The organism is Micromonospora sp. CA-244673, assembly GCF_050948395.1.
GTDB lineage: Bacteria > Actinomycetota > Actinomycetes > Mycobacteriales > Micromonosporaceae > Micromonospora.
The window spans coordinates 7,049,365-7,074,545 of record NZ_CP192019.1 but is presented as its reverse complement, the minus strand read 5'-3'; the positions used below and the strand labels follow the sequence as shown (position 1 = coordinate 7,074,545).

Sequence of the window (25,181 nt, the reverse complement as noted above, 5' to 3'; positions counted from 1 at the left end):
TGAGGCCGCGCCGACGGGAGGGTTCAGTCGAGCCCGATGCGCACCGGATCGGCGGTGGCGGAGCCGAGCCAGGTGTGCGGGTTGCCGAACCAGCACCAGCCCAGCTTCGGCGCGCCCTGGCTGATCCAGAGCGCCGGCACCCGCTTGTCCCCGCAGCGGGAGCCGACCAGCGAGAAGCACCGGTTGCTGGCCAGCGCCGGCGGGTGCAGGGTGACGAAGGCGAGGCCCTCGTCGATGGTGATCGGCAGCCGGCCCCGCTCGGTCATCTGGGTCAGCGCGGTGGACGGCGGCAGGTTCCGGTACTCCTCGCCCCGGTCCACGTCGAAGAGCAGGTAGGCCGGCCCGGGCGGCACCTCCAGCTCCTTGATCGGGTCGAACGTCGGCAGGTCGTCGGCCGGGAAGTTCCGGTCGAGGATGCCGGGCTTCCGCTTGCCGGCGAGCGTGGTCAGTGCGATCCGCTCCTGGACGGGCACCAGCTCGCGCGTGGTCACCAGCAGGAAGGGCACCCGCCCGTCGGTGGGCGCGGCCAGGTCGGCCGCCCCGGCGACGGCCCGTGTGCGGAGCGGGGTGAGCAGGTCGCGGAAGGCGGGCTCGGTCAGCCCGGCCAGGGCCGGGTAGCCGAGCTCCACCAGTCGGTCGAGTTGCCGGTCGAATTCGGTCGCGGCGTCGTAGCGGCTGTCGGGCATGCGGCCTCCATCTGTCGTACGGCGTCCCGTACAGCGTACGACAACGGACGCCTATTCCCGACCGGCGGAAGAATTCTGAGATCAGCGGTTCCAGTCCTGCTTGGCCGCGCGCACCAGCTTGTCCTTCAGCTCCCGGGTGTGCCGGCGGCTCACCGGCAGCTCGGCCCCGTCGATCACCACCACGTAGCCGGAGTTGACCAGCCGCAGCTCGGCGATCAGCTTGAGCTGCACGAGGTAGGACCGGTGGACCCGGACGAACCCCGCGTCGGCCCAGCGCTCGGCGAGGGTGGCCAGCGAGACCCGGACCAGGTGCGAGCCGTCCGCGGTGTGCAGCCGGGCGTAGTCGCCCTGCGCCTCCACCCAGCGCACCGCCGAGCGGGGCAGCATCCGGGTGGTCCCGGCCAGCTCGATCGGGATGGTCGGATCCTCCTCGGCCCGGGCCAGCGCCGCCGGGTGCGAGGGGACCACCCGCGACCCGATCACCCGGCGCAGCGACTCGGCCAGGCGCTCGGCACGGACCGGCTTGCGCACGTAGTCCGTGGCGCCCAGGTCGAAGGCGTCCACCGCGCCGTCGTCGTACGCGGTGACGAACACGATGGCCGGCGGCCGGGCGAACCGGCGCAGCACCCGGGCCAGCTCCATGCCGTCCAGCCCGGGCATCCGGATGTCCAGGAAGACCACATCCACGTCGCCGTCGCGCAGCACGCGCAGCGCCTCGGTCGCGTCGCCGGCCGTGTGCAGCCGGGCCACCCGGGGGTCGGCCCGCAGGTGGTACGCCAGCTCGTCCAGGGCCGGCGGCTCGTCGTCGACCGCCAGCACGCGGAGAAACCCGGTCGCGGCGTTCATGACGTCGCCCGTACCCCGGGGTGGAACTTCGGCACGCGCATGCTGACCTTCGTACCCGAGCCCAGGCCGGTCTCGACGATCAGGCCGAACCCGTCCCCGAAGGCCGACCGGAGCCGCTCGTCGACGTTCGAGAGGCCGACGTGCTGGCCCGGGTCGTCGGCCGGGTCGCTACCGGCCCCGGCGAGCTCGGCGATGCCGGCGGTCAGCGTCGTCGGATCCATCCCCACCCCGTCGTCCTCCACCGTGATGTGGCACTCGGCGCCCGCGTCCCGGGCCTCGATGCTCACCATGCCGGTGCCCGGCTTGCGGGACAACCCGTGCCGGACCGCGTTCTCCACCAACGGCTGGAGGCAGAGGAACGGCAGGGTCACCGGCAGCACCTCCGGGGCGATCTGGAGGCGCACCTGGAGCCGCTCACCGAAGCGGGCCCGCTCGATCGTCAGATAGCGGTCGATCGAGCGCAGCTCCTCGGCCAGCGTGGTGAACTCCCCGTGCGCCCGGAACGAGTAGCGCGTGAACTCGGCGAACTCCAGGATCAGCTCCCGGGCCCGCTCCGGGTCGGTGCGGACGAACGAGCCGATCGCGGTCAGCGCGTTGTAGATGAAGTGCGGGCTGATCTGGGCGCGCAGCGCGCGTACCTCGGCCCGGGCCAGGCGCTCCCGGGACGAGTCCAGCTCGGCCAGGGCGAGCTGGTCGCCGGCCCAGTGCGCGGTCTCCAGGGTCGCCTGCACCAGACCCGGGGCCGGCCGCTCGCCGGCCAACGCCACCAGCGCACCGACCACCCGGCCGTCGGCGCTCAGCGGGGCCACCACCGCGCCCCGGACCGGGCAGTCCACCAGGTCGCAGTGCAGCTCCGACTCGCGCAGCACCGTCGAACGCCCGGTGCCGACCGCCCGCCGGGCCGCCCCGAGCAACTGGTCGCCGTGGTGCGCGCCGTGCCCGTCGAGGGCGAGCAGGGCCTCCCGGTCCGTCAGGGCCAGCCCGGCCGCGCCCACCAGGGCCCGCAGATGGCGTACGGCCTTCGCCGCCCCCGCCGCGCTCAGGCCGCCCCGCAGCGGCTCGGCGGCGAGCCCGGCGGTGTGCAGCACCTCGTAGGTGGCCCGCTGGGTGGCCGTGGCGATGCCCCGGCGGGCGCGCAGCCGCAACACCGCCCACAGCGCCGCGGCCAGCGCGGTGACCAGCGAGACGACGCCGAACACGGCCGAGAGGTTGCCACCCACGCCCGCGATCCTGACGGGTGGCGGCCCGGAGCGCTAGTACGCGCCCTTACGGGCGAGCACCACCCCGACGGTCCGCCACAGGATGCTCAGGTCGTACGCCAGCGACCAGTTGTCGACGTAGTAGAGGTCGAGCCGGACCGCCTCGTCCCACGAGAGGTCGGAGCGGCCGGAGACCTGCCAGAGGCCGGTCATGCCCGGGCGGACCAGCAGCCGGCGCCGGACGTCGCCCAGGAAGTCACCGTCGTCGGCGGGGAGCGGACGCGGGCCGACCAGGGACATCTCGCCCCAGAGCACGTTGATCAGCTGGGGCAGCTCGTCCAGCGAGGAGGCGCGCAGGAAGCGGCCCACCGGGAAGACCCGCGGGTCCTGCTTCATCTTGAACAGCATGCCGTCGGTCTCGTTCTGGTCGACCAGGCCGGCCAGCCGCTCCTCGGCGTCGACGTACATGGTCCGGAACTTCCAGACCCGGAAGGTGCGCCCCTCGTGCCCGACGCGGGGCTGCCGGAAGAAGACCGGACCGGGGTCGGAGATCCGGATGGCGATGGCGACCGCGGCGAAGAGCGGGGCCAGCAGCAGCAGGCCCAGCCCGGCGCCGACCCGGTCCATCAGGCTCTTGACAAGCAGGGCCGGCCCGGACAGGGTCGGCTCCTCGACGTGCAGCAGCGGCAGGCCCTCGATGGGGCGGATGTGCACCCGCGGGCCCGCGATGTCGGTGAGCTGTGGCGCGACCACCAGGTCGACGCCGGAGCCCTCCAGTTGCCAGGCCATCCGGCGCAGCTCGCCCGGCTCGGCGCTGGCCGAGCCGCAGACCGCGATGGTGTCGCCGCCGACCTCCCGCACCAGCGCGAGCACGTCCCGGCCGGCGTAGACCGGCACCGGGGTCTCGATGCCCCGGGCGGCGGCGTACCCGTCGGTGAGGTGGATGGCCACCGGGACCAGGCCGGCCCCCGGGTTGCGGGTGACCGCGGTGAAGACCTCCAGGCACTCCGGCAGGGTCCCGACCAGCACCATCCGGTGCCCGGCCTGGCCGATCTTGCTGCGGACCGCGTGCAGCGTGGCCCGGGCGATCATCCGGCCCAGCAGGATCAGCAGCATGGCGCCGAGCAGCGCGAAGCCGACCGTCCACCGGGACAGCGAGTAGGTCTTCGTCGCGAAGGCGATGAAGGAGACGGTGGCGGCGACCGCCACGCCGGCCCGGGTCACCCGCTTGAACTCGTCCGGCCCCAGGCCGAGGTAGCGCCGGTCGTAGGCGCGGTTGCCCCACAGGATGAGCAGCCAGCCGAGCGGCAACAGCAGGAACGCGACGGTGTAGAACCACGACTGGGGCGCGTGCCGGAAGCCGGAGTCGGCCTGCTCGAAGATCTGGATGGCCAGGTAGCTGGCCAGCGCCGCGGCGCCGAAGTCGAGCAGCAGGAGGATCGCGATGTAGGGGCGATGCCAGCGGGACACCCGGCGGCGGGCGCGGGCCCATGCCAACCGGGGTACGCCGTTGTGCGACGGCGGAGTCGGCGGCTGGATCTCGAAGCTGTCGACGTGCCGCACGCTCTCGCTCCGGCCTGTGTTGGTTACCGGGCGCTGGAGGCTTGTCGTCACCTCAACCCATGTCCTCCCGCATGACACGCGCCCTCACTCGCCGTGAGGGCCCGGGTCGCCCACCGTCCCAGTCTCCCACGCGGGCCCGGCCCGGACCGCCCCCAGAGGGAGAAGCCGTCCGATGATGCTCGCGAGGATCTGGCCGGCTCCGAGTCGGTTGTGAAGCCGGGGACCGAGCCACTATACCGATGGATGGCGGCCCCGGTAGAGGTGCGGAGTGGGACCTTCGGCGATCCGCGGACGATTCCTCTCCGTAACCGGGGAGTGTGGTTACTCACCGTACGAGGCGGGACAACCGTCGGTCAGCCAGCGGCTTGCCGCCGGTCTGACAGGTGGGACAGTACTGGAGGCTCGAATCGGCGAACGAGACCTCCCGCACGAGGTCGCCACAGACCGGGCAGGGCAACCCCTTCCGGGCGTGGACCTTCAGCCCGGAGCGCTTCTCGCCCTTCAGCTCGGCGGCCCGCTGCCCCATCGAGCGCCGGACCGCGTCGCCGAGCACCGCACGGGTCGCCGCGTGCAGCGTGGCGAGCTGGTCGTCGGTCAGCCGGTCGGTGATCGCGAACGGGGAGAGCTTCGCCGCGTGCAGGATCTCGTCGGAGTACGCGTTGCCGATCCCGGCGAGCACCGACTGGTCGGTCAGGACCCCCTTGACCTGCCCCCGGCGGCTGCGCAGCCGGGCACCGAAGGTGGCCAGATCGGCCTCCAGGGCGTCCGGGCCCAGCTTGCCCACCCCCGGCACCAGGGCCGGGTCGGTCACCAGGTACGCGGCGAGCTTCTTCTGCGTGCCCGCCTCGGTCAGGTCGAACCCGGAGCCGTCGTCGAGGCGTACCCGCAGGGCGATCGGGCCCTTGCCGGGGCGCAGCGGGGCGGTCGACGGGAACGCCTCCCGGTAGTGCAGCCAGCCCGCCCGGGCCAGGTGGACCACCAGGTGCAGGCCCTCGTCGAACCGGACATCCAGGAACTTGCCGTAGCGGGCGGCGCCGACCACCGCCCGGCCGGCGACCGCGCTCGGCGGCGGGTCGTACGTCTTCAGCGCGCTGATCGCGGCCACCTCGAACCGCTCGACCCGCCGGCCGACCGCCCGCTCGCGCAGGTAGCCGGCGAGCGCTTCCACCTCCGGTAGTTCAGGCACCGTACAAAGGTAGCCTTCTTTGCCGTGAGCGCGAGGAATGAGCTTGCGAGTCCCGCAGTCGCGAACGAGAGGCGAGCTCCGTGAGAATCGTGGTGGCGCACAACCGGTACCGGGAAGCCCAGCCCTCCGGCGAGAACACCATCGTCGACGCGGAGATCGCCCAGCTGACCGCGGCCGGGGTCGAGGTGCTGCCGTTCCTGCGCAGCTCCGACGAGATCCCCGCGATGTCGAAGCCGGCCAAGGCGCTGCTGCCGATCTCGCCGATCTGGGCCCCGAAGGCCCAGCACGACCTGGACCGCCTGCTCGCCGAGCACCGCCCGGACGTGCTGCACCTGCACAACCCGTACCCGCTGCTCTCGCCCTGGGTGGTGCGGACCGCGCACAAGCGCGGCGTGCCGGTGGTGCAGACGGTGCACAACTACCGCCAGGTCTGCTCCTCCGGGCTCTACTTCCGCGACGGCGTGATCTGCCAGGACTGCCGGGGTCGGGCGCTGGGCGTGCCGGCGATCGTGCACCGCTGCTACCGGGGCTCCCGGGCACAGAGCGCCCTGATGGCCACCACGCTCGCCGTGCACCGCCCGACCTGGAAGTCGGTGGACCGGTACATCGCGCTCACCACCGCGGTCGCCGACCACCTGCGCGACTACGGCATCCCGGACGAGCGGATCGTGGTCAAGCCCAACGCGGTGCCCGACCCGGGGACGCCGGCGCCGCCCGGTGACGGGTTCCTCTTCATGGGCCGGCTGAGCCCGGAGAAGGGGCTCGACCTGCTGCTGAACGCCTGGCGGCGGCATCCGGTGGGGTCGCTGGGCCCGCTGCGGATCGCCGGCGACGGCGAGCTGCGCCCGCTGGCCGAGGCGGCCGCCGCCGAGCGGCCCGACGTGGTCTACCTGGGCCAGCTCGACCGGGCCGGGGTACGCGCCGTGCTGGCCGACAGCGCCGTGGTGCTGGCCACCTCCACCTGGCACGACGTGCTGCCCACCGTGATCATCGAGGCGCTGGCCAGCGGCCGGCCGGTGCTCGGCACCGCGCTGGGCGGCATCCCGTACCTGGTCGGCGCGGACGACCCCCGGGAGCCCGCCGGCACCGGCCCGGCCGAGGTGGCCACGGCGGCGCCCGGCGACGGGCACGTCTCCCTGCCCAGCGGGGTGCAGCGCGGCGAGGCCGGCTGGGTGGTCGCGCCCGACCCGGAGGCGCTGGCCGCCGCCCTCCCCGTGGCCCGGGCCGGCGCGCCAACGCTCGCCCCGGCCGCCCGCACCCGCTACGAGCGCACCTTCCACCCCGACGTGGTGACCAAGCGCCTCATCGACATCTACGCGGCCGTAACCCCCACCCCCCACTGACCCCACCCCCCGCCCTCACCGCGGCGCCACTCGGCAGCGTTGATCATGAAGTTATTGCCTCCGGAAGACGCATTCCGGGGCAATAACTTCATGATCAACGGGGTGGAGGCCGGCTGACGGTGAGGCGAGGCCTCACCGTCAGCGGAGGGAGGCGCGGGCGGAGAAGGCGATGCTGGCCAGGAGGAAGCCACCGTTGACGATCGTGAAGGCGACGATCACCCAGACGGTCAGGGCGGGGGCCACGGTCAGGACCAGGCCGGCCAGGAAGATCACGGCGCCGTAGTCGCGGACCAGCTTCGCCAGGCGGACCGGGAGCGAGGTCGAGGTGACCATGCTGGCCGCGTTGGGGCCGGCCTGCATCACCGAGGTGACCAGGTTGACCATCCAGGTGCCGGCGAAGACCGCCACCAGCCAGGTGGGCGTCGACGGGCGCTGCGCCACGGCGGTCGCGCCGAGCGCGGTGACCAGGGCGATCTGGGCGGCCACGTCACAGAGCACGTCGACCCGGGCGCCGGCCGCGCTGCCCTGCCCGGTGACCCGGGCGAGCTGACCGTCCGCGCAGTCCAGCGCGTACGCGATCTGCCAGGCGACCAGGGCGACCAGCCCGACCGCCCAGGCCGGGACGGACCCCGCCGCCACGTCGTCGGCGAGCGCGACCACGGTGACCGAGGCGGCCAGGCCGAGCACCAGGTTGGTGATGGTCAGCGCGGTCGGGCGCAGCCCCAGGCGCTGGGCGACCAGCGCGAAGGCGGCACCGATCCACTGGCTGATCGACTCGCTGAACAGGCCGCCGCCCCGGTTGACCCGGTGGAAGTCGGCGACGGAGGGGCGGGACGGCTCAGCCGAGGTGGTCGCGGAGTGCACCGGCGTAGTCTGCCAGCCGCTCCCGCGTCTCGGTAGGCGACATCGCCAGGTGTTCGAGGATGGTGTAGCGGTCCGGCCGGGTGGCCGGAGCGAACTGCACCGCCTCCACGAACTGCTCGTCGGTCAGGCCCACGTCGGCGGGCAGCCGGGGCAGGCCGTGCCGGGCCAGGCAGGCCGACATCTCGGTGAGCTTGCGCTCGTCGCCCCGGAGGAAGGTGCAGAACAGGGCGCCCAGCCCGGCCAGCTCTCCGTGCGAGGCGGTGCCCGGGTAGAGCGAGTCGACGGCGTGCATGATCTCGTGGCAGCCGCCGCTGGCCGGGCGGCTGGTGCCGCAGACCGCCATGGCCAGGCCGGTGGAGATCAGCGCCTCGGCGAGCACGGTGACGAAGCTGTCGTCGCTCATGTCGCCCCGGTGGGCGAGCACCGCCTCGGCGCCCATCCGGGCCAGCGAGGCGGCGAGGCCGTCGACCGGCTCCCCGCGGACCTGCCGGGCCAGCTCCCAGTCGGCCAGGGCGCTGATGTTGCTCACGACGTCGCCGATGCCGGCCCGGTTGTGGCGCTCCGGCCCCGCCTCGACGAAGTCCAGGTCCACGATCACGGCGATCGGGATGTGCACCCCGTAGGAACCCTTGATGCCCTCGGTGACCAGGCTGGCCACCGGCGAGGCGATGCCGTCGTTGGCCAGCGCGGTCGCCACGGTGACCATGGGCAGCCCGCGCCGGGTGGCCGCGTACTTCGCCACGTCGATGGTTTTGCCGCCGCCGATGCCCACCACCGCGTCGTACGACCGGTTGCGCAGCTTCGCGCCCAGGTCGTCGGCGGCGTCCAGGGTGCCGCCGGCCACGGTGAACAGGTCGGCCGACCGCAGCGAGGGGCGGATCAGCTCGGCGATCTGCTCGCCCTGCCCGGGGCCGACCACCACCGCCACGTCACCGCCGGCGGAGATCCGCCCGTCGGCCAGGATCGCGGCCAGGTCGGCCACCGCACCGCGCCGCACGTCGATGTGCAGCGGGGTGAGGATCGTCCGGGCTAGTAGCGGCACGCGATCTCCCGCGCCCGGGCCAGGTCGGCGTGGTTGTCGACCTCGACCCAGGAGACGTCGCCGATCGGCGCGGCCCGCACCTCGCCGCCCCGGTCGGCGAACTCCTGGTAGCCGTCCTCGTAGTAGAGGTTCGGGTCGCGCCGCCAGGTCGCCTCCAGGGCGTCGGCGAGCGCGCCCGCCACCTGCGGCTCGATCAGCGTCGCGCCGATGTACTCGCCGTACGCCTCGCCCGGGTCCATCAGCTTGGTGATCCGGGTGAGCTGGCCGGCCGCGTCGAAGGTGGTCTTCATCTCCTCCTCGGCCAGCGCCTTGATGTTGTCGACGGCCAGCAGGATGCCGGGGCCGCGCTCGGCCAGCAGGGTCTTCTCCACGCTCACCGGGTGCACGGTGTCGCCGTTGACCAGCAGCACCCCCCGGGAGAAGTGCTCCCGGGCCAGCCAGAGCGAGTACGCGTTGTTCCACTCCTCGGCCTTGTCGTTGTGCACGAGGGTGATCGTGACGCCGTACTTCTCCTCCAGCGCGGCCTGCCGCTGCCGGACCGCGTCCGCCGCGTAGCCGACCACGATCACGACCTCGGTCAGCCCCACCTCGGCGAGGTTGCGCAGGGCGATGTCGAGGATGGTGGTCTCCCCGTCGACCGGCACCAGGGCCTTGGGCAGGGTGTCGGTGTACGGGCGCAGCCGGCGCCCCGCACCGGCGGCGAGCACCATCCCGATCATGCCGGCACCATCCTCTTCTCGACTGCGCTCCACTCGGTGGAGGATATCGTCGTGCCGCGGCCGGCCGTGGTTCAGCCCGGCAGGGCCGCCAGGTCGGCGAGCAGCTCCAGGCGTTCCTCGGCGGCGAGCACCGCCCACGGGCCGGCCGCCCGCCGGTCCGTCTCCTGCTCGATCGCCAGCCGCTCCGGGCCCGCGGGCAGCTCGACGACGCTGGCCGCGGTGTGCCCCGCCGCCGTCCACGCCGCCGCGTGCGCGTCCGCGCGGTGGTAGCGCAGCGTGCCCAGCCGGTTGAGCAGCAGCACCCCGGGCGGGGTGCGGTCCGGCTCGTGCGGCGGGGCCATGGTCGCGAAGGCGCCGGGCCCCGCCGACGCGAACGCGTAGGCCAGCACCCGGCCCAGCGCGGGGACCAGCCGCGCCACCCGCTCGTCGTGCCCCGCCCACAGTTCCTCGGTCACCTCGGCGTGCACGCCGAACAGCTCGGCCAGGAAGGCCAGCCCGCGCTCGGTGGCGCAGAAGCCGCCGTCCGGGAAGCGCTGGATCATCCCGTACGCGACCTGCTTGTCCAGCGCCCGCTGGCAGGCGGCCGGGTCCCGGTAGCGGGTCACCGCCGCGAAGCCTGCGGCGTCCACCGTGCCGCCCGGTACGGCCAGCCGGGTGCGGAACTCCACGAGGAAGCCGGTGGCGGCGGGTCCCCCGTACCGGGAACTCAGTTCCGCGCCGCCGCCGTCGCGGCCGGCGAGCATGCCGGCGACGAAGGCCCGGTCGACGGCCGGGGCGACCAGCCCCGCGAACCGGTGCGGCGGCAGTTCGACGGCGTCGCCCGGGCCGACCCGGTGCGTCGGAGACCGCGGAGCGCCGCGGCCCGGAATCGTCGCGCTCACAGACCGATCGAACGCAGGGCGGCGAACGCGTTCTCGGCGATCCGCCGGATCAGCCCGTCGTTGAGGTCGCGGTGCTCGTCGAGCAGGTCGACGTCCTGCTCCGCCAGCCAGCGGAACTCGGTGTGCTTGCCCGCCTCCAGCCGGGGCCGGCTCAGGTCGCCGTCCACCCGGACCAGGAAGTCGGTCTCCACCCGGGTCAGCCCGTCGTCGCCGGTGTACCGGTATTCGCCGACCTGGCCGAGCACGTGCGAGACGGTCCAGCCGGTCTCCTCGGTGACCTCCCGGCGCAGCGCGTCGTCCACCTCCTCGCCCGGTTCGAGGTGGCCGCCGACGATGTCCCAGCAGTTGGGGAAGAGACGCCGCTCGGGGGACCGGCGCTGGATGAAGATGCGGCCGTCGTCGTCCACGATCAGCGCGCCGGCGCAGCGGAGGGGCTCGGTGGGCACCTCACGACAGTAGCGATCCGGGGCCGTTCGTGGCGATGCCCGGTCTTGTCCCGTTCCGCATCGATGGCCCACCATGTCCGTACCGAGGCCGCCGTCCCACAGGAGTGATGTGATGCAGGTACGGGAAGCGATGTCCAGTGAGATTCTCGTGGTCGGCCCGGAGCACACGCTCCGCCAGGCGGCCCGGATGATGTCGGCCCGGCGGGTCGGGTCGGCGGTCGTGATCGACCCGGACTCCGAGGGGGTCGGGATCATGACCGAACGCGACGTGCTCAACGCGATCGGGGCCGGGCTCGACCCCGACGTCGAACGCACCGGAGCCCATCTGACCTGGGACGTGGTCTACGCGGGCCCGGACTGGACCGTGGAGGAGGCGGCCGCCGCGATGGCCCGGGGCGGCTTCCGGCACCTGGTGGTGCTCGACGGCCGGGAGGTGGCCGGGGTGATCTCGGTACGCGACCTCATGCGGGTCTGGGCGCGGGAGCACACGGCGCCCCGGGTCTGAACCGACGACGGAAAGGGCGATGGCCCGGCCGATACCGGCCGGGCCATCGTCGTGTCGTACCGCCTCGGGTCAGGGGCCGACGAAGACGGCGGTGCCCCGCCAGTCCACGTTGTCGACGCCCGGGCCGCTGCGCACGGTGGCGGAGCCGGTCGGCGCGCCGTCCGACCACGCCATCGAGGAGAGGTTGCCGGTGGTGCGGGAGACGACGTAGAGGTTGTCGCCGTCCAGGAACAGGCCGTTCGCGTCGGCGAAGGCCGTGGTGCCGGTGACCGTGCTCCGCTCGGCACCGACGACGCCGGTGTCGGGCGTGAACCAGCGCCAGAACAGGGTGCTCTGGCCGGCCAGCGTGTAGTAGATGCGGCCGCCGGTGTAGAACATGGCGGTCACGTTGGGCAGCTCGGCGGAGAAGTTGACCGTCATGCCCGCGTAGGTCGAGCCCTCCGGCGCGGAGCCGGTGACGACCAGGTCCCACTTGGCGTCGTGGTACGGGTCGAGCTTCTTCGGGGTGCCGAACGCCTCGCCGTCGAACGAGCGCTTGTAGAGGTCGCCGTTGACGCCGTAGAACAGGTCACCGCCGACCCAGAAGGCGCCCTTCACCGTGGACCACCGGGTGCTGTCCGAGTTGGCCACCGTGGTCGCGTTGCCCACCTCGGTAGCGCCGTCGTACGACCGCTTGGTGATGCTGTCCACCGTGGTGGCCGGCGGCACCGGCGGGAGCTTCACGATCTCGATGCCCTGGACCAGCGGGTTCTCCACGACGCGACCGAAGTCGATGTCGATGTTGCCGTCGCTGGTGACCGCGAAGGCCCGCATGGTGCCCTTGTTGGTGGCGCCGATGGCGGCGATCGCGTCGAAGTCGTTCAGCTTGAGCACGCCGTCGATGCTGACGTCGAACTTGCGCTTGCCGGCCGTGGCGGTGCCGTTGAAGCGGTTGGCCAGGTAGAGCCGCACCTGGACCGGGGTGCCCGCCGGGACCGGGAAGTCCCACTGCATGTCCGGGGCGGTCGCCAGGTCCCAGCGCTCGCTGTTGTACAGCGCCACGGGAGTGCCGGCCGGCACGGTGGCGTCGAGCGTCGCGTTGGTGGTGTACGTCGAGACGTTGCTACCCGTGTTGTGGTAGCTGCTCGGCGCCGCCACGGTGTCCGCGGCCCAGGCCGGCCCGCTCGACGCGGCCAGCTCGTCGCCACCGGCGTTGACCCGGTAGAGGATGTCCGCCGCGTCCGGCGTCGGTGCGGTCTTCACGATCTCGATGCCCTGGACGAGCGGGTTCTCCACCACCCGGCCGAAGTCGATGTCGACCACGCCGTCGCTGACCAGGGAGAAGGACCGCATGGTGCCGCGGTCGGTGCCGCCGGCGCTGGCCACCGGGTCGAAGTCGTTCAGCTTGAGCACGCCGTCGATGCTGACGTCGAACTTGCGTGCGCCGACCACGCCGGTCCTGGCGTACCGGTTGGCCAGGTAGAGGCGCACGTCGACGCGGGTGCCCGCGGCGATCGGGATGTCCCACTGCATGTCCGGGGCGGTCGCCGCGTCCCAGCGCTCGGCGTTGAACAGAGTCGCCGGGGTGCTCGCCGGCACCGTGGCGTCGAACGTCGCGTTCGTCGGGTAGGTCGAGACGCTGTTGCCGGTGTTGTGGTGCGGGCTGGGCGCGGCGGCGGTGTCGCCGGCCCAGTCCGGGCCGCCGTCGGTCGCCGGGATGGCCGGACCGCCGGCGTTGACCCGGTAGAGGACCTCGCTCTGCGCCGCGCGGCCGGCCTGGTAGACGTTGCCGGGCAGGCCCTTGGTGCTGGTGGAGTGCGGGGTGGCGCCGTCGCTCAGCGGGAAGAAGGCGAGCCGCTTCCGCTGGTAGTCGAAGTCGCCGATGTATTCCTGGTCGCTGCCCAGCCAGAGGCCCTGCGGGGTCACCAGCATCTCGGTGACGCCGTAGCCGCGGGGGTGGCGGCCCGGGTTCCAGGACAGGGGCAGGCCGCTGACCGGGTCGAGGGCCGCGATGCTGGCCCGCGGCACCGCGCCGGGGCCCGCCTTGTCCCGCGCGAGCGGGTTGTTCGACCAGCGGAAGTGGCCGCCGACGTAGATGGCCTCCTCGCTGATCCCGGTGGAGAGGAAGGTGTCGCCGCCGCTGTAGTTGACCCAGGTCGGCTGCTGGCCGTCGCCGCTGGCGCTGGTCTCCCAGCGGGCCGCCGAGTCGCAGAGCGTTCCCGGGTACGACGCGCCGGTGGTCACCACGACGAAGTACTTGCCGTTCGGGGAGAACTGCACGTCCCGCACGTACGAGTCGAACGAGGTGTACTTGCAGGCCGCCGAGTAGCGGTCGGTGTTCCAGTCGGCGATGGTCGCCGCGCTCTCGCCCAGGTCGATCCGGACGATCTGGTCGTGGACGACGCCGTCGGCCTTCTTGAAGTTGCCGATGACCACGAGGTGCTTGCCGTCCGGCGAGACGGTCAGCTTCTCCACACCGACGCCGGCCTTGGCGCCGCCGTTGGTGCTGGTCCAGTTGTGGTTCTCGGTCAGCGGCACGGTGAGGTAGTCGGTCACCGCGCCGGTGGTCGGGTTCAGCGAGGCCAGCCCGTTACGGGTGGTGCCGAGCACCGTGCTGAAGATGCCGCCCACCAGGAGGTGGCCGTCGACCAGGGCGATGTCGGTGACCGTGCCGTTGAACGCCTGATTCTTGAAGGTGTCCACCGGCGTGCCGTCCGCGATGTTCAGCAGGACCAGCTTCCGGAAGTTCTTGTCGCCGACCTTGTTGAAGGTGCCGGCCACGTAGACCGTGCCCGGCGTCGGCCCGGCGATCACCGCGGTCACATCGCCGTCGAGCACCGGGGCGAAGGAGTCGTCGAGCTTGCCGGTGGCCTTGTCGAAGGCCAGCACTCCCCTGCGCGCGACCTCGGTGGTCGCGGAGCCGCGGTTCTGCGCCTTGGTGAACGAACCACCGACGATCACCTTGCTGCCGGCGTCGTAGATGGCCACGACGTTGCCGTCGTTGATGTTCGGCGTCTTGTCCGTCGGCACCTCGCTGACCAGCGTGGTGTGGTCCGGGGCGGGTGCGGCGAGCGCGGGTACGGGGGTGAAAAGGGTGGCGATGCCGAGCACGGCGGCGCCGAGAGCGGACACCGAGCGGTGTCTCAGGATCGAGGAAGGCACAGGCTACTCCGGGGGAAACGTCGGAGGCGCTGCGGTGATGGCCGGTGCCGGCGCGAGGTGGGGCGCCGCACGGCCGACCGCAGACGTGAGAGCAATACCTTCTCGCATCCGGCCGTCGCCCGTCCACCCGGGATCGGCGTTTTTGACCGAGCAAACGCACCAGGTCACACGAAAAGACGAGGGAAGATCATCGACCCGGTACGGAGGGTGGTGTCGAGGAGACACTGAGGTCCGGCGGCGGCGGGTTGAAGTACGGGTCGGTGGCCATCTCGCGGAACACCGCCTCGCTCTCCGGGTCGTTGCCGAAGGTGCTGTCGTACAGGGGTTTCGTGGTCTGCCGGGCGGCGAAGTAGACGGCGGCCTTGATCTGCGGGTGCTTCTTCAGGTACGGCCCGACCTCGCGCATCCAGTCGGCCCGCTGGCCGGGCCGGCCCTCCTGGGTGAGCCCGAACTCCCCGATCACCACGGGCCGCGGGTGCTTCTGGGCGAAGGCCATGAAGTGGTCCATCCGGTCGGTGAAGCTGTTCCACTCCGGGCCGGGGTAGACGTCGGCGCAGAGCCAGTCGACCTGGTCGTCACCGGGGTAGTAGGCGGCGGCGTCCCGGTCGGGCTCGGCGAAGCCGTCCGCGTGCGGGCACCACACCCAGGCCGCGTTGGTGACGCCGGCCTCGGTGAAGATGGCCCGCACGTGCTTCCAGGCGGCGACGTAGTCCTCCGGGGAGTGCATGCTGGCGGCCAGGTTGGGCCGGTCCATCTCCCACCGGTAGCGCAGGAGCACCGGCACCCCGAACGCCTTGACGTCGGCGGCCCGCTGCCGGATCAGGGTGTCGTAGACGCCGCTGACCGTCGACCGGGTGTCGGTGCCCTGCCAGGAGATCATCTGGAGCTTCCCCTGGGACTGGAAGGCCCGCTCCGTGGCGCCCGGGAAGGCCTCGTTCCACTCGTGGAACATGTGCGCGATGGCCAGTTCGCCGCCGGCCGCGCGGTTGAACTCGTCGAACGCGGCGGCCCGCCCGGTGGCGTTGTGGAACTGCGGCTTGACCCAGGCGCCCACCCAGGCGCCCTTCTCCGGCAGCTCCGGCCCGCGCCCGGTGGTCCGGACCGGGCCGGTCCGGGGCGTCACCGTGGGTGGGGGCGGCGCCGCCGCCGTCGTCGCATCGTCCGGCCCGTCCGTGGAGCCGAAGTCACAGCCGGCCACCGCCGGCACGAGACAGGCCAGGGCGAACACGGACGCCATCGTCCGTCGTAACCGTCGTACCACCGCAACCTCTCCCCAGGATGGTCGCCGGCCCCACGGTCGTCGGCCCCGGCGGCCCCGCGTCAGCGGAGCGGCGCGCCGGGACGGGCGGGCGACCCCTGGCACTCTACCGCTGCGACGGACCTCACGCGGTGTAGCCGAGGTCCCTGAGCAGCGGCCCAGCCTCGGCGAGCACGTCGGCCAGGTCCTGTTCGGTCAGTCGCTGCCGCCAGCGGCCGACCGAGTTCGGCCGGGCCTTGGCGAACCGGGCGTGCAGCGCCTGCCGGCCGGCCGGGTCGTCGACCGCCAGGAAATCGGCGACCACCTCGGCCGCCTCGGCCGGCCGGTTGACGATGTCCTCGTAGCGGAGGTGCCGGACGCGCTCCGCCGGCACCTCGGCGAGCTGGGCCAGCGCGCTGCCGGTGAAGCGGCGCCACATCCACGCGGACCGGCCCAGGTCGGAGACCCGGCTGAACTCGTCGCGCCGCTCCGGCTCCACCCAGAACCGGGGTGCGGCGCCCCACGGCGTGCCGCCGCGGCCGCTCTGTCCGCTGCCCGTCGAGGCCGCGTTCAGCCACGGCTGCTCGGCGTGCGACACCGCGACGTCCCGGCCGTCCCGGTAGACGTGCAGGAAGACCGCGTCCGGGAAGACCTCGGTCAGGAACGGCACGATGAAGCAGTTCTCCGGGTCCTTCTCGGCGAACCGCAGCCCGCCGTGGCCGGAGGCGGCGAGCAGCGCCCCGTAGTAGCCGCGGAAGTAGCGGGCCGCCCGCTGCGGGGTCCAGCTTCCCTCGTACACACAGCGGGCCACGGCCTTGGTGAGCCGGGGCTCGAAGTGGTACGACACGTCCGGCAGCGCGCCCACGCAGCTGCCCAGGAACGTGGTGCCGGAGCGGGGCGCGCCGAGAATGAAGATCGGCCGCTCGACCTTCAGGCTGAGCTTGCGGTTCGCGGCCTCCACCGGCCGCTCCAGCTCCCGGCGTTCCTTCCGGTCCGCCAGCAGGCCGACGGCGGCGAGCTTCGCGGCCTTCACGGTCGACAGGCCGGAGTGCGGGGAGAGGGGCGTGCTGCTGGTCATCGGGGTCCCATCGGTACGCAGGAACGGGTCAGGCCGGGTTCGCGCCGGCGCGGTTGCGGCCCCGCCGCAGCGCGCGCAGCGCGTCGAGGTGCAGGGTGGTCCGCCAGCGCCAGGCGCCGGCCAGGTACGCCGCCGCGCCGCCGACCGCCACCAGCGCGAGCACCGGCGCCGGGGCGTCGAGCAGGCTGGCCAGCCCGAGCGGCAGGCCGAACGCGGCGACGGCCAACGCCATCGCGGCGCGGGTGCCGGCCCCGAACGGGTGCAGCCGCATCGACCACCAGAGCTGGGTCAACGGCACCAGGTTGGTCAGGAGGATGGAGACCGTCCAGGCCAGGGCCGCGCCGAGGATGCCGTAGCGCGGGATGAGCAGGACGTTGGCGACCACGTTGAGCACCGTGCCGGCCATCGCGTTGTAGAACGTCCAGGCGGTCCGGCCGGCCATGTTCAGCACCATGTCGACCATGCCGCAGCCGGTGGCGACCAGCATGGTCAGCGCGAGCAGCACCACCACCCGGTGACCGTCGCCGTAGCCGGAGCCGAACAGCGCCAGCATCGGCGTGGCGAACGCCGCGAACACCAGGTAGGCCGGCCAGGAGAGCAGCACCAGCCACCCGGTGGCGGCCTGGTAGAGCTGCCGCGCCTCGGCGCGGTCGTCACGGGCGAAGGCGGCGGCCAGCCGGTGCTGCACCGAGCTGGAGAGCGCGACGCTGGAGAGCTGGCCCAGCGCCAGGAACCGGGTCGCCGCCGTGTAGACAGCCGCGTCGGCCGGGCCGCGCAGGGCGCTGAGCAGCACGATGTCCAGCCGCTGCACCACGATGGCGGCCAGGCTGCTGACGGCGCGCGGCCCGGTGAACCGCCAGAACGGCCCGACCAGCTCGCCCGCGGGCACCGGCCGGGTCACGTTCCGGCCGGCACGGCGGACCAGCTTGCCCAGCCAGGCCAGGGCGACCGCCGCGGCGATCAGGTAGGGCACCACCCAGGCCAGCGGCAGGGCGACGGTGGCGGAGAGCCCGAGCCAGGCGGCCACCGCCACGGCCAGGAACTGCACCAGCGTGCGGCCGAGCCGTTCCACGGTGAGCAACGGCCGCATCTGGCCGAACCCGCGGCAGGCGGCGAGCGCGTAATCGTTCAGCGCGGCCAGCGGCACGAAGGCCAGCAGGATGCGCAGCGCGGTCACCGCGCCCGGACCGGCCTCCGGCATGGTGGCCTCGGCCAGCGCCGGGGCGGCCAGCCAGCCGGCCAGGCCGAGCAGCACGCCCACCGCCAGCACCGGCAGCAGCCCGGCGAGGATCGTGCCGCGGATCCGGTCCCGCTCGTCGAGGGTCCGGTGCCGGCTGACGAAGTAGACGGTCCCCACGTCGGTGCCGAGCCGGGCCGCCGAGGCGGCGATCATGAAGGCGCTGGTCGCCGCGAAGAACATGCCGGCCTCGCGGACCGACCAGCCCCGGGCGATGACGATGTTCAGGCCGAAGCCGGCCACCGCGGCAAGGCCCACCCCGACCAGGTTGGCGAAGCCCTGCCGGGCCGCGCCGCCCAGGCCCGCGCCCGCACCGGGGCCGCCGGCCGGTGCGGTCAGCGTCGGGGTGGCGCCGGCGTCCGCCCGGGTCACCGCCGCCACGACGGCACGCGTCCCCACCAGGAGGCCAGCCGCTCGTCGTACGGTGCGAAGTGGTCCTCCAGCCGGGCCCGCAGCTCGGCCGACATGGGCGAGCGGGACCGCGAGTTGTGCTTGCCGAAGGCGATGTCCGCCCACCGGGGCAGGCCGAGGAAGTCGCAGACCGCGTCGAAGGACGGGCGCGGATCGGCGAAGAAGTCGTCGCTGTCGATCACGTGCAGCCGCTCCCGGCCGACCAGCGCCTCCAGCCGCTCCACCTGCTCGATGTAGCGCCCGCGGGCCAGGTAGGCGTTGTGCTGCAGGTGGTGGCTCGAGTACGTCGGGTCGGCGGTCATCCGCTCCCGCTCACCGGCCGTCCGCTGCTCCTCCAGCGCCAGCGCCCGCTCGAAGTCCCGCTCGGTCTCGTAGCCCCGGGCCAGCTCGTGCGAGTGCGCCGAGTAGGCCCGCTCCACCGGGTCGCGAAGCAGCACCAGCAGCTTCACCGAGGGCAGGTCCCGGGCGATCCGCTGCGCGGCCAGCGGGTGGAACATGTAGTAGGGGCTCGACTCGCCGGTGATCCCGCGTACGCCGAGCTGCGCCTTCACCGCCTCCGCCTTGCCGGTGGTGGGGAAGTGCCCGAGGTACCAGCTCATCCCCCGGTGGTAGTCCATGTCGAAGTAGTGCACGCCCTTGTGGTAGGCGGGCGGCAGCATCCCCGGATGCTGCGAGAGCGTCTTGAACAGCGAGGTGGTGCCGCAGCGCTGCGCCCCCACGATCAGGAATCCCGGCACCATCCGCGACCCGGCGGTCAACCGACCGACCGTCCGGCTCACCGACTTCACCGCGCGGAGCGCCTGCTCCTTGGCCAGCGTCACGTCCCCACTCCTCACTCTCACCGGGCCCGACGGGCCAGGTGCTCCTCCACGGCGGGCAGCAGCCAGGTGTCGACGTGCCCCAGTCGCGCACCCGCCTCCGCCTGCCGGTCCCGCAGATAGCGTGCCGCCAGCTCCACGAGGTAGAGCACGGCGACCAGGTCGGCGTCCCGGCCGTCGGCGTCGAACGGCGCCAGGTTCCGCTCCGCCCCGGCGATCAGCGCCCGCGCGGCCTCGGTCGGCTCCACCCCGTCGTTGCCGATCGCGGTCTGCACCACCCGGTGCAGCGCGTCGTAGCCGACCGGCACGTCCGCCTCGAACCGCTCCCAGTCCCAGACCAGCACCCGGCCGTCGGCCAGCACCGCGCTGTTGCCGCCGTTCCAGTCGCCGTGCCAGGCGCCGAACGCGACCGTCGGGTCCAGGTCCGCGACCGTCTTCAGCACCGCGCGCAGCCGCCCGGCCTCCGGGCGCGCGCCGAGCGCGTCCACCGCGTCGGCCAGCCGGGCCGCGTGGTCGCTCCCGGCCCAGGACCGCCGGCGTACGCCCAGACAGCCGGCGACCGCCACCATGGCCGCCCGCTCGGCCGCCTCGGCGGCGGCCGGGGTGGCCCGGGGCAGCCGCACCGGCAGCGCCTCCTGCACCAGCAGCGCGTGCCCGTGCCAGTCGCCGTGGTGGCGTACCCCGGCCACGGTCACCGGGCCGAGCGGCAGGCCGGCAAGCCGGGCCAGCGCGGCGGCCTCCGCGTCGACCAGCGCGCGGGTCAGCGGGTCGACGCCCAGCTTCGCGTACCCGAGGGCCCGGCCGTCCGGGGCGAGCAGTTGCAGCACCGGCTTGCGGTTCGCCCGGGCCGGCCCGATGTGCAGGCTGACCAGCGCCCGCTCGCCCAGCACCTCGGCCAGGTACGCGTCCAGCCCACCGCCGGTCACCACCAGCCGGTCGCGGAACACGAGCGGCCCCAGCCCGAGCCGGAACGCGGTGGCCAGGCCCTGCCGGACCAGCCTGGCCTTGCGGCCGACCGCCTCGGTGGAGTGCCGGACGGCGCTCGCCGCGGCGCGGCCGGAGCCCGTCGGGACCAGCAGCCGGGGGCGGGACGCCGACGGCACCACCACCCAGCCGGCGCCGCCCCTGCGCAGGGCGGGTTCCGCCGGCTCCGGCCAGATCAGCCCGGCCAGCTCACCGAGGTAGGCGGAGCGGCCGTCGCCGTCCGGGGGTACGCGGAACACCATCAGCGGTCACCGGCTGCTTCCAGTCGGGCCCGTAGCCCGGCCACGGTGCCCCGGGGCGGCGCCGGCGCGAGCGCCCGGCGGAGCCGGTCGTTGCGGGCGAGCAGGGCGACCGAGATCAGGCCGTAGGCGAGGGTGGCTTCCAGTGCGCCGTAGGTGAACTGGAAGAAGAGCATGAGGATGAGCACGAGACTGCCGGCGATCCCGATGGCGCTGTGGTCGCGCCGGTAACGCCAGAGGCAGTAGAGGAAGAAGCCGTTGTAGGCGATCGCGCCCACGTAGCCCTGGCCGACCAGCAGCGCCCAGAGCTGGCCGTTGCTGCCCAGCTCCCGGTTGCCGCACTGCTTGCAGTCGTCGGACTTGCCGATGGCGATCGACCGGTTGCTGCCGATCAGCGCCCGGTTGCCGCCGTAGCCGAGGATCGGTGAGTGGTTCGCCGCGGTGACCGCACCCTCGGAGAGGGTGGTGCGGATGTCGTCGCTGTGCCCGTTCTGGAGTCGCTCGTCGAAGGTGCGGCCCAGCGGTGTGGCGACGATCAGCACCCCGATCAGACCGACCGCCAGGGCGAGCCCGCCGAGGACCACCATCCGGCCGCGCAGGGCGAGCCGGATCGCCACGTAGACCGCGGAGATGCCGAGGCCGATCCAGAGGCCGCGGTTGAGCGAGTAGATGATCGGGAAGATCGCGGCCAGCGCGATGGCCACGCCGGCCACCCGGCGCAGCGGCTTGCCCAGCACCACCCAGCCGACGATCAGCCAGACGAGCAGGATCGCCGTGTTCTCGCCCCAGGAGTTCGTGTAGGTGAACGGCGCGGACGGCCGGGGCGAGCTGGCCTCGCCCTCGATCACCTGCTGGACCTGGGCGAACTTCACGTCCATGAGCGAGGCCACGAAGGGCTGGCTGGCGATCGAGTGCGGCAGGATGAACCGCAGCGGCGCGACGAAGCCGAGGGTCGGGAAGAGCGAGCCGAGCCAGCCGCCGATCACCACGACCACGCCCATGAACCCGAAGAGCCGGACGACCCGGCGCCGGGACAGCTCCCGCTCGCCCAGGTTGTAGACGTAGAGCATGACCACGGTCATGCTGACGAAGTTGGCCAGCCGGATGGCCCAGCCGATGTACCGGCCGCCGCCGCCGGGCGGCAGCGTGTTCGGCGCCGTGAGGCCGAGCATCGCGGCGGAGAGAACCAGCCAGAGCAGCAGGAGCAGCCAGATCCCGAAGCCCGGAGGCACCCGGAGCGGGCCCCGGCGGACCATCTGCACCAGCATCGGCACCGCGAAGATGACGAAGACGAAGCTGGACACCCCGAGCGCCCACCACAGCGGGTAGAGCACGAAGAGCGCGATCAGCGGCCACGCCGTGGGCAACCGCAGCGACCAGCCCTTCGGCCGCACCGCGGCCGGCGGGAGCCGGTTCCCGGCGGGCGGCGGTCCCGCCGCGTCGACCGGGGCCGACCCGCGCGCCGGGCGGGGCGGGGTGACGGTGCTCATTTCACGGTGACCTTGGCGGTGGTCGGCGCGTAGATCACCCAGGCGTTGCCGGGCTGCGGGTGCAGGAGGTCGCCGCCGGCGTCGGCGAGGGTGCAGACCATCCCCAGACCCGGCTTGCGCCACCGGCCCTTCGCGCTGGACGGCCCGGAGACCGCCACCACCGCGCCCTCACCGAAGACGTTCGCCGACGGGAGCGACCGCGGCGACGGGTTCCGGACGTCGAGGGTCCGGTATTCCATGGTCAGCACGATCACCGACGCGGCGGTCACCTTCGCGGTGCCCACCTTGCCCACCCAGAGCGACTTCTGCTGGTCGTACCGCCAGACCATGGGCGGGCCGCCGGAGACGGTGACCGACAGCTCGGTGGCCGGGACGAGGTCCCGCCCGGCGAGTACGGCGCCGTCGGTGGCGTGGTCGAGGGGTGGCGTGGGCGGCTGGCCGCCCTTCGGCGCGGCCTTGAGCAGCGCGGCCGTCGAGGTGTACCCGTCGTCGATGGCGTCGCCGTCGTCCGGGGTGATCCCGGCCAGCCCGGACTTCTCGAACTGGGTCAGGAAGCCGGTGGGGCCGCCGGCGTAGCCGACGACCGGGCGCAGCACGGCGACCGACCGGATGTCGACCGGGCGGATCTCGGCGACCGGGCCGACCTTGGCGGCGTCACGGGAGTGGAACACCGCGGTCAGGTGCAGCGTGTCGGACTCGGCGAACTCGGCGTAGACCAGGTCGGCCGCGTCCAGCCCGGCCGGGGTCGTCGAGGGGCTGACCCGCAGCGGCACGGCGACCGCCTGGCGGCCGGCCAGCGGCGCCGCGCTCACCGGCGCGCCGGTCAGCGGGCCGGCGGGCAGGCTCGGGGTCGGGCTCGGCGCGGGCGTCGCCGGGGCGTTGCCCGGGTCGACCACGTCGACGCTGCCCGCCTCGGGCTGGGGCTCGCTGCAGGCCGTGCCGAGGCCGACCACGAAGGCCGGGGCGAGGGCGGCGCGAAGCAACTGCCGACGCTTCACCCCAGGTCCTCGCCGGAGTCGAGGGCGTAGCTGCGACCGTCGCCGTCACCCCGGGACCGGTAGGTGCCGCCGCTGCCGTTGACCGGCAGCGGCTTGCCCGGCGCGGGCGGCTTGACCGACGCCTTGCCCGGGGCCGGCGGTTTCGCCGACCCGGAACCGGATCCGGCGGAGGCGCCCGACGCGGACGGGTGCATGCGGGGCAGCACCATCGTGGACTCGGCGGACGGGCCGGGGCTCGGCCGCGGCTTGGGCCGGTTGGCCGGGGCCGCCGGGCGGGTGGCGCCGGGGGTCGGTGCGGGCAGGCGCGGGGCCAGCACGGCGCCGATCACCGGTGCGTTGACCTGCTCGAACTGCTGGAGCGCGGCGGTGATCTCGCCGCTGCGGGTGCGCCCGCTCTCGGCCACCACGATCACCGCGTCGACGTGCCGGCCCAGCGCCTGCGCCTCCACGGCGAGGGTCGGCTGGGCGGTCTCGATGATCACGTGGTCGAAGCGCGCGGACAGCTCGCGGAGGATCTCCAGCAGGCCGGAGACCGGCAGCTCGACCTCGGCGTCCAGGTCACCCGGGACGAGCACCCGGAGCTGGCCGAGGCCGGGCAACGGGGCCAGCGCCTTGAGCGCCGGCACGTCCCGGCGGAGCACCGACGCCAGGCTGTGCCGCCCCTCGGCCACCCCGGTGATGCTGCTCAGCGCCGAGTCCGGCTTGGTGGTGATCAGCGCGACCTGCTGGCCGGTGCGGGCGTACGCGGCGGCCAGGTTGGCGGCGACGAACCCGGCGGCCGTGCCGGCCGAGCCGTCGCAGAGCAGCAACTGGCGCCCCCGGCCGGCCTGCGCCGGCTCCGGCACCGCGGAGAGCAGCACGTTGCGCAGCCGGCCCAACTCGCGGGAGATCTTGTGGGTGGCCGGCAGCACCGTCAGCGACGGGGTGCGCGCGGGCAGCTCCTGCAGCAGCGGCAGGCCGACCCGGTCGGAGATGTCGCGCCCCCGGCGGATGCGGGTGTCCAGCCGGTCCAGAACCAGCGCCAGCACGATGCCGAGCAGCAGGCCGGCGCCCATGCCGCTGGCCAGGTTCAAGGTCCGGTTGGGCGAGCTGGGGCTCTCCGGCAACCGGGCGTCCGAGATGATCTCGCCCGGGTCGCTGTCGGCGGAGAGCAGCGGGCTGAGCCGGTTGTTCAGCGAGGTGAGCTGGTTGGTCAGCACGCTCCGGTCGGCCTCGGCGCGTTCCCGCTCGGGGCTGTTGGCCGGCGCCGCGGCGATCCGCCCGGCGACCGCGCTGAGCTGCTTGTTCACGTCGGTGATCTGCTGCTTGAGCGCGGTGGTCTCGTTGTCCAGCGCCTTCTGCGCGGTGGCCTTGCGCAGGTCGAGGTAGGCCTGCGCGAAGGCGTGCGACCCGGACTGCGCCTGGGTAGGGCTGTCGGCCTCGTAGGCCACCTGGAGGATCTGGCTGTTCGGCGGGACGGTGACCGTCACCGACTTCACCAGCTGGTCGGCTCCGGTGTCGACCTTCATCAGGCCCTTGGCCCGCTCGGCCACGACCAGCGAACGGATCACCTGCGCCTCGGTGTCGAGGTTCACCTTGGCGTTGGGGTTGCTCTCCGCGCCGGCGCTGAGCGGGCGCACCAGCAGCGACGTGCCCGACGTGTAGCGCGCATGCTGGAGCTGGCTCACCGCCAGGCCGCCGGCCAGACCGAGAACCGCGGCGAGGAGCAGGATCCACCAACGGCGGCGCAGCCAGCCCAGGTAGGCCATCAGGGCAAGCCCGTCGGAGTCGCTCTCGGCCAAATGGGGTGAGGGCATCAGAGTCTGTCGCTCCCTTTCGACCGAGCCGGGCAGTCCACGGCACAGCTGGACCTGACCGTGACCTTGAGTGTCCCCGATCCGAACGATGAGGGAAAGTCTGCTCACGTTCCGGTAAGCCTGCCCAGGTGTAGGCAGCCCGCGTAGATATGGCCGATCGGCGCTGGCCATTCGGCGGGTTTCCCGGTGTCGGGCCCGACCTGCCCCCGGGGTCGGCGTCGCCGTCGGCCCTCGTGCGGAGCGGTGACGGAATCCTGACACATCATCGGCCGGCGCGGTTGGCCCGGCCCGCCACGGCGGTCGTACGCGGCCTGACCTCGGTCCTCGCGGCCTCCGCCGGATCCCGTTCACGGGAATCCCCGGGTGACCCGACCGGCCGGTGGGGATCCGTCCAACGGCCCCTTCAGTTGTCCACCCCTGCGCCAGTAGGTTGTCATGACGCGTCCGAGGGTCATTCACGAAAATCCGGACG

Annotated in this window: 21 protein-coding genes; 2 read left to right on the top strand and 19 right to left on the bottom strand. The window is 73.3% G+C overall.

The genetic code is table 11. The annotated features are described in order from the left end of the window. Positions 1 to 23 precede the first annotated feature (23 nt). The 5 genes from ACQP12_RS32610 to ACQP12_RS32590 all read right to left on the bottom strand — a co-directional run bounded on the left by ACQP12_RS32610 (position 24) and on the right by ACQP12_RS32590 (position 5,480). The gene (locus ACQP12_RS32610; protein ID WP_433283903.1) at positions 24 to 686 is read right to left on the bottom strand and encodes a DUF5701 family protein; all 663 of its coding nucleotides are present in this window, start codon (positions 684 to 686) and stop codon (positions 24 to 26) included. Between the two features lie 81 nt (positions 687 to 767). Beyond that, positions 768 to 1,532: a LytR/AlgR family response regulator transcription factor gene (locus ACQP12_RS32605; RefSeq protein WP_154229174.1), complete on the bottom strand. Its 765-nt coding sequence runs from the start codon at positions 1,530 to 1,532 to the stop codon at positions 768 to 770. After that, positions 1,529 to 2,752, bottom strand: coding sequence for a sensor histidine kinase (locus ACQP12_RS32600; RefSeq protein ID WP_357944389.1), 1,224 nt, complete (start codon positions 2,750 to 2,752; stop codon positions 1,529 to 1,531). The genes ACQP12_RS32605 and ACQP12_RS32600 overlap by 4 nt, the downstream gene beginning before the upstream one ends. A 33-nt stretch (positions 2,753 to 2,785) precedes the next feature. Beyond that, a complete protein-coding gene (locus ACQP12_RS32595; protein WP_433283900.1) occupies positions 2,786 to 4,294 on the bottom strand; it encodes a sugar transferase in 1,509 nt (502 codons plus the stop codon). A gap of 325 nt (positions 4,295 to 4,619) precedes the next feature. After that, positions 4,620 to 5,480 carry an Fpg/Nei family DNA glycosylase gene (locus ACQP12_RS32590; protein WP_433283898.1) on the bottom strand — a complete coding sequence of 287 codons (861 nt, stop codon included), beginning with the start codon at positions 5,478 to 5,480 and terminating at the stop codon, positions 4,620 to 4,622. 80 nt (positions 5,481 to 5,560) lie between these two features. Here ACQP12_RS32590 and ACQP12_RS32585 point away from each other — a divergent pair, with 80 nt between their 5' ends. Continuing rightward, complete coding sequence (locus tag ACQP12_RS32585) at positions 5,561 to 6,823, top strand: glycosyltransferase family 4 protein (protein WP_433283896.1); 1,263 nt, start codon at positions 5,561 to 5,563, stop codon at positions 6,821 to 6,823. Between the two features lie 138 nt (positions 6,824 to 6,961). On the opposite strand, the gene ACQP12_RS32580 is transcribed toward ACQP12_RS32585, so the two are convergent. The 5 genes from ACQP12_RS32580 to ACQP12_RS32560 all read right to left on the bottom strand — a co-directional run bounded on the left by ACQP12_RS32580 (position 6,962) and on the right by ACQP12_RS32560 (position 10,775). Continuing rightward, a complete protein-coding gene (locus tag ACQP12_RS32580; RefSeq protein ID WP_433283894.1) occupies positions 6,962 to 7,687 on the bottom strand; it encodes a CDP-alcohol phosphatidyltransferase family protein in 726 nt (241 codons plus the stop codon). After that, positions 7,662 to 8,729, bottom strand: a complete 1,068-nt coding sequence (locus ACQP12_RS32575) for an iron-containing alcohol dehydrogenase family protein (RefSeq protein WP_357944402.1) — start codon at positions 8,727 to 8,729, stop codon at positions 7,662 to 7,664. The genes ACQP12_RS32580 and ACQP12_RS32575 overlap by 26 nt, the downstream gene beginning before the upstream one ends. Further along, a complete protein-coding gene (locus ACQP12_RS32570; RefSeq protein ID WP_357944405.1) occupies positions 8,717 to 9,448 on the bottom strand; it encodes a phosphocholine cytidylyltransferase family protein in 732 nt (243 codons plus the stop codon). The genes ACQP12_RS32575 and ACQP12_RS32570 overlap by 13 nt, the downstream gene beginning before the upstream one ends. A gap of 71 nt (positions 9,449 to 9,519) precedes the next feature. Continuing rightward, on the bottom strand, positions 9,520 to 10,329 hold the full coding sequence (locus tag ACQP12_RS32565) for a hypothetical protein (RefSeq protein ID WP_433283891.1): 810 nt from the start codon (positions 10,327 to 10,329) through the stop codon (positions 9,520 to 9,522). After that, positions 10,326 to 10,775 (bottom strand): NUDIX hydrolase, encoded by a 450-nt coding sequence (locus ACQP12_RS32560; protein ID WP_433283889.1) that lies wholly within the window; start codon positions 10,773 to 10,775, stop codon positions 10,326 to 10,328. The genes ACQP12_RS32565 and ACQP12_RS32560 overlap by 4 nt, the downstream gene beginning before the upstream one ends. A gap of 112 nt (positions 10,776 to 10,887) precedes the next feature. Here ACQP12_RS32560 and ACQP12_RS32555 point away from each other — a divergent pair, with 112 nt between their 5' ends. After that, on the top strand, positions 10,888 to 11,280 hold the full coding sequence (locus tag ACQP12_RS32555) for a CBS domain-containing protein (protein WP_148429006.1): 393 nt from the start codon (positions 10,888 to 10,890) through the stop codon (positions 11,278 to 11,280). A gap of 69 nt (positions 11,281 to 11,349) precedes the next feature. Here the strand turns inward: ACQP12_RS32555 and ACQP12_RS32550 are convergent, their stop codons facing one another. From ACQP12_RS32550 to ACQP12_RS32510, 9 genes are all read right to left on the bottom strand, one after another. Continuing rightward, positions 11,350 to 14,391: a malectin domain-containing carbohydrate-binding protein gene (locus tag ACQP12_RS32550; protein ID WP_433283887.1), complete on the bottom strand. Its 3,042-nt coding sequence runs from the start codon at positions 14,389 to 14,391 to the stop codon at positions 11,350 to 11,352. Positions 14,392 to 14,608: 217 nt separating this feature from the next. Then, a complete protein-coding gene (locus ACQP12_RS32545; RefSeq protein WP_433283885.1) occupies positions 14,609 to 15,658 on the bottom strand; it encodes a glycoside hydrolase family 26 protein in 1,050 nt (349 codons plus the stop codon). A gap of 145 nt (positions 15,659 to 15,803) precedes the next feature. Beyond that, positions 15,804 to 16,736: a sulfotransferase family protein gene (locus ACQP12_RS32540; RefSeq protein ID WP_433283883.1), complete on the bottom strand. Its 933-nt coding sequence runs from the start codon at positions 16,734 to 16,736 to the stop codon at positions 15,804 to 15,806. A gap of 28 nt (positions 16,737 to 16,764) precedes the next feature. After that, positions 16,765 to 18,372 (bottom strand): polysaccharide biosynthesis C-terminal domain-containing protein, encoded by a 1,608-nt coding sequence (locus ACQP12_RS32535; protein WP_433283881.1) that lies wholly within the window; start codon positions 18,370 to 18,372, stop codon positions 16,765 to 16,767. Beyond that, complete coding sequence (locus ACQP12_RS32530; RefSeq protein WP_357944424.1) at positions 18,342 to 19,205, bottom strand: sulfotransferase domain-containing protein; 864 nt, start codon at positions 19,203 to 19,205, stop codon at positions 18,342 to 18,344. Before ACQP12_RS32530 ends, ACQP12_RS32535 begins: the two co-directional genes overlap by 31 nt. Before the next feature lie 17 nt (positions 19,206 to 19,222). Then, entirely contained in the window at positions 19,223 to 20,428 is a 1,206-nt protein-coding gene (locus tag ACQP12_RS32525) for a hypothetical protein (protein WP_433283879.1), read from the bottom strand. Continuing rightward, complete coding sequence (locus ACQP12_RS32520) at positions 20,428 to 21,915, bottom strand: O-antigen ligase family protein (protein WP_433283877.1); 1,488 nt, start codon at positions 21,913 to 21,915, stop codon at positions 20,428 to 20,430. Before ACQP12_RS32520 ends, ACQP12_RS32525 begins: the two co-directional genes overlap by 1 nt. Next, positions 21,912 to 22,913, bottom strand: a complete 1,002-nt coding sequence (locus ACQP12_RS32515) for a DUF3048 domain-containing protein (RefSeq protein WP_433283875.1) — start codon at positions 22,911 to 22,913, stop codon at positions 21,912 to 21,914. The genes ACQP12_RS32520 and ACQP12_RS32515 overlap by 4 nt, the downstream gene beginning before the upstream one ends. Beyond that, positions 22,910 to 24,709 (bottom strand): Wzz/FepE/Etk N-terminal domain-containing protein, encoded by a 1,800-nt coding sequence (locus tag ACQP12_RS32510; protein WP_433283873.1) that lies wholly within the window; start codon positions 24,707 to 24,709, stop codon positions 22,910 to 22,912. Before ACQP12_RS32510 ends, ACQP12_RS32515 begins: the two co-directional genes overlap by 4 nt. Positions 24,710 to 25,181: the final 472 nt, after the last annotated feature.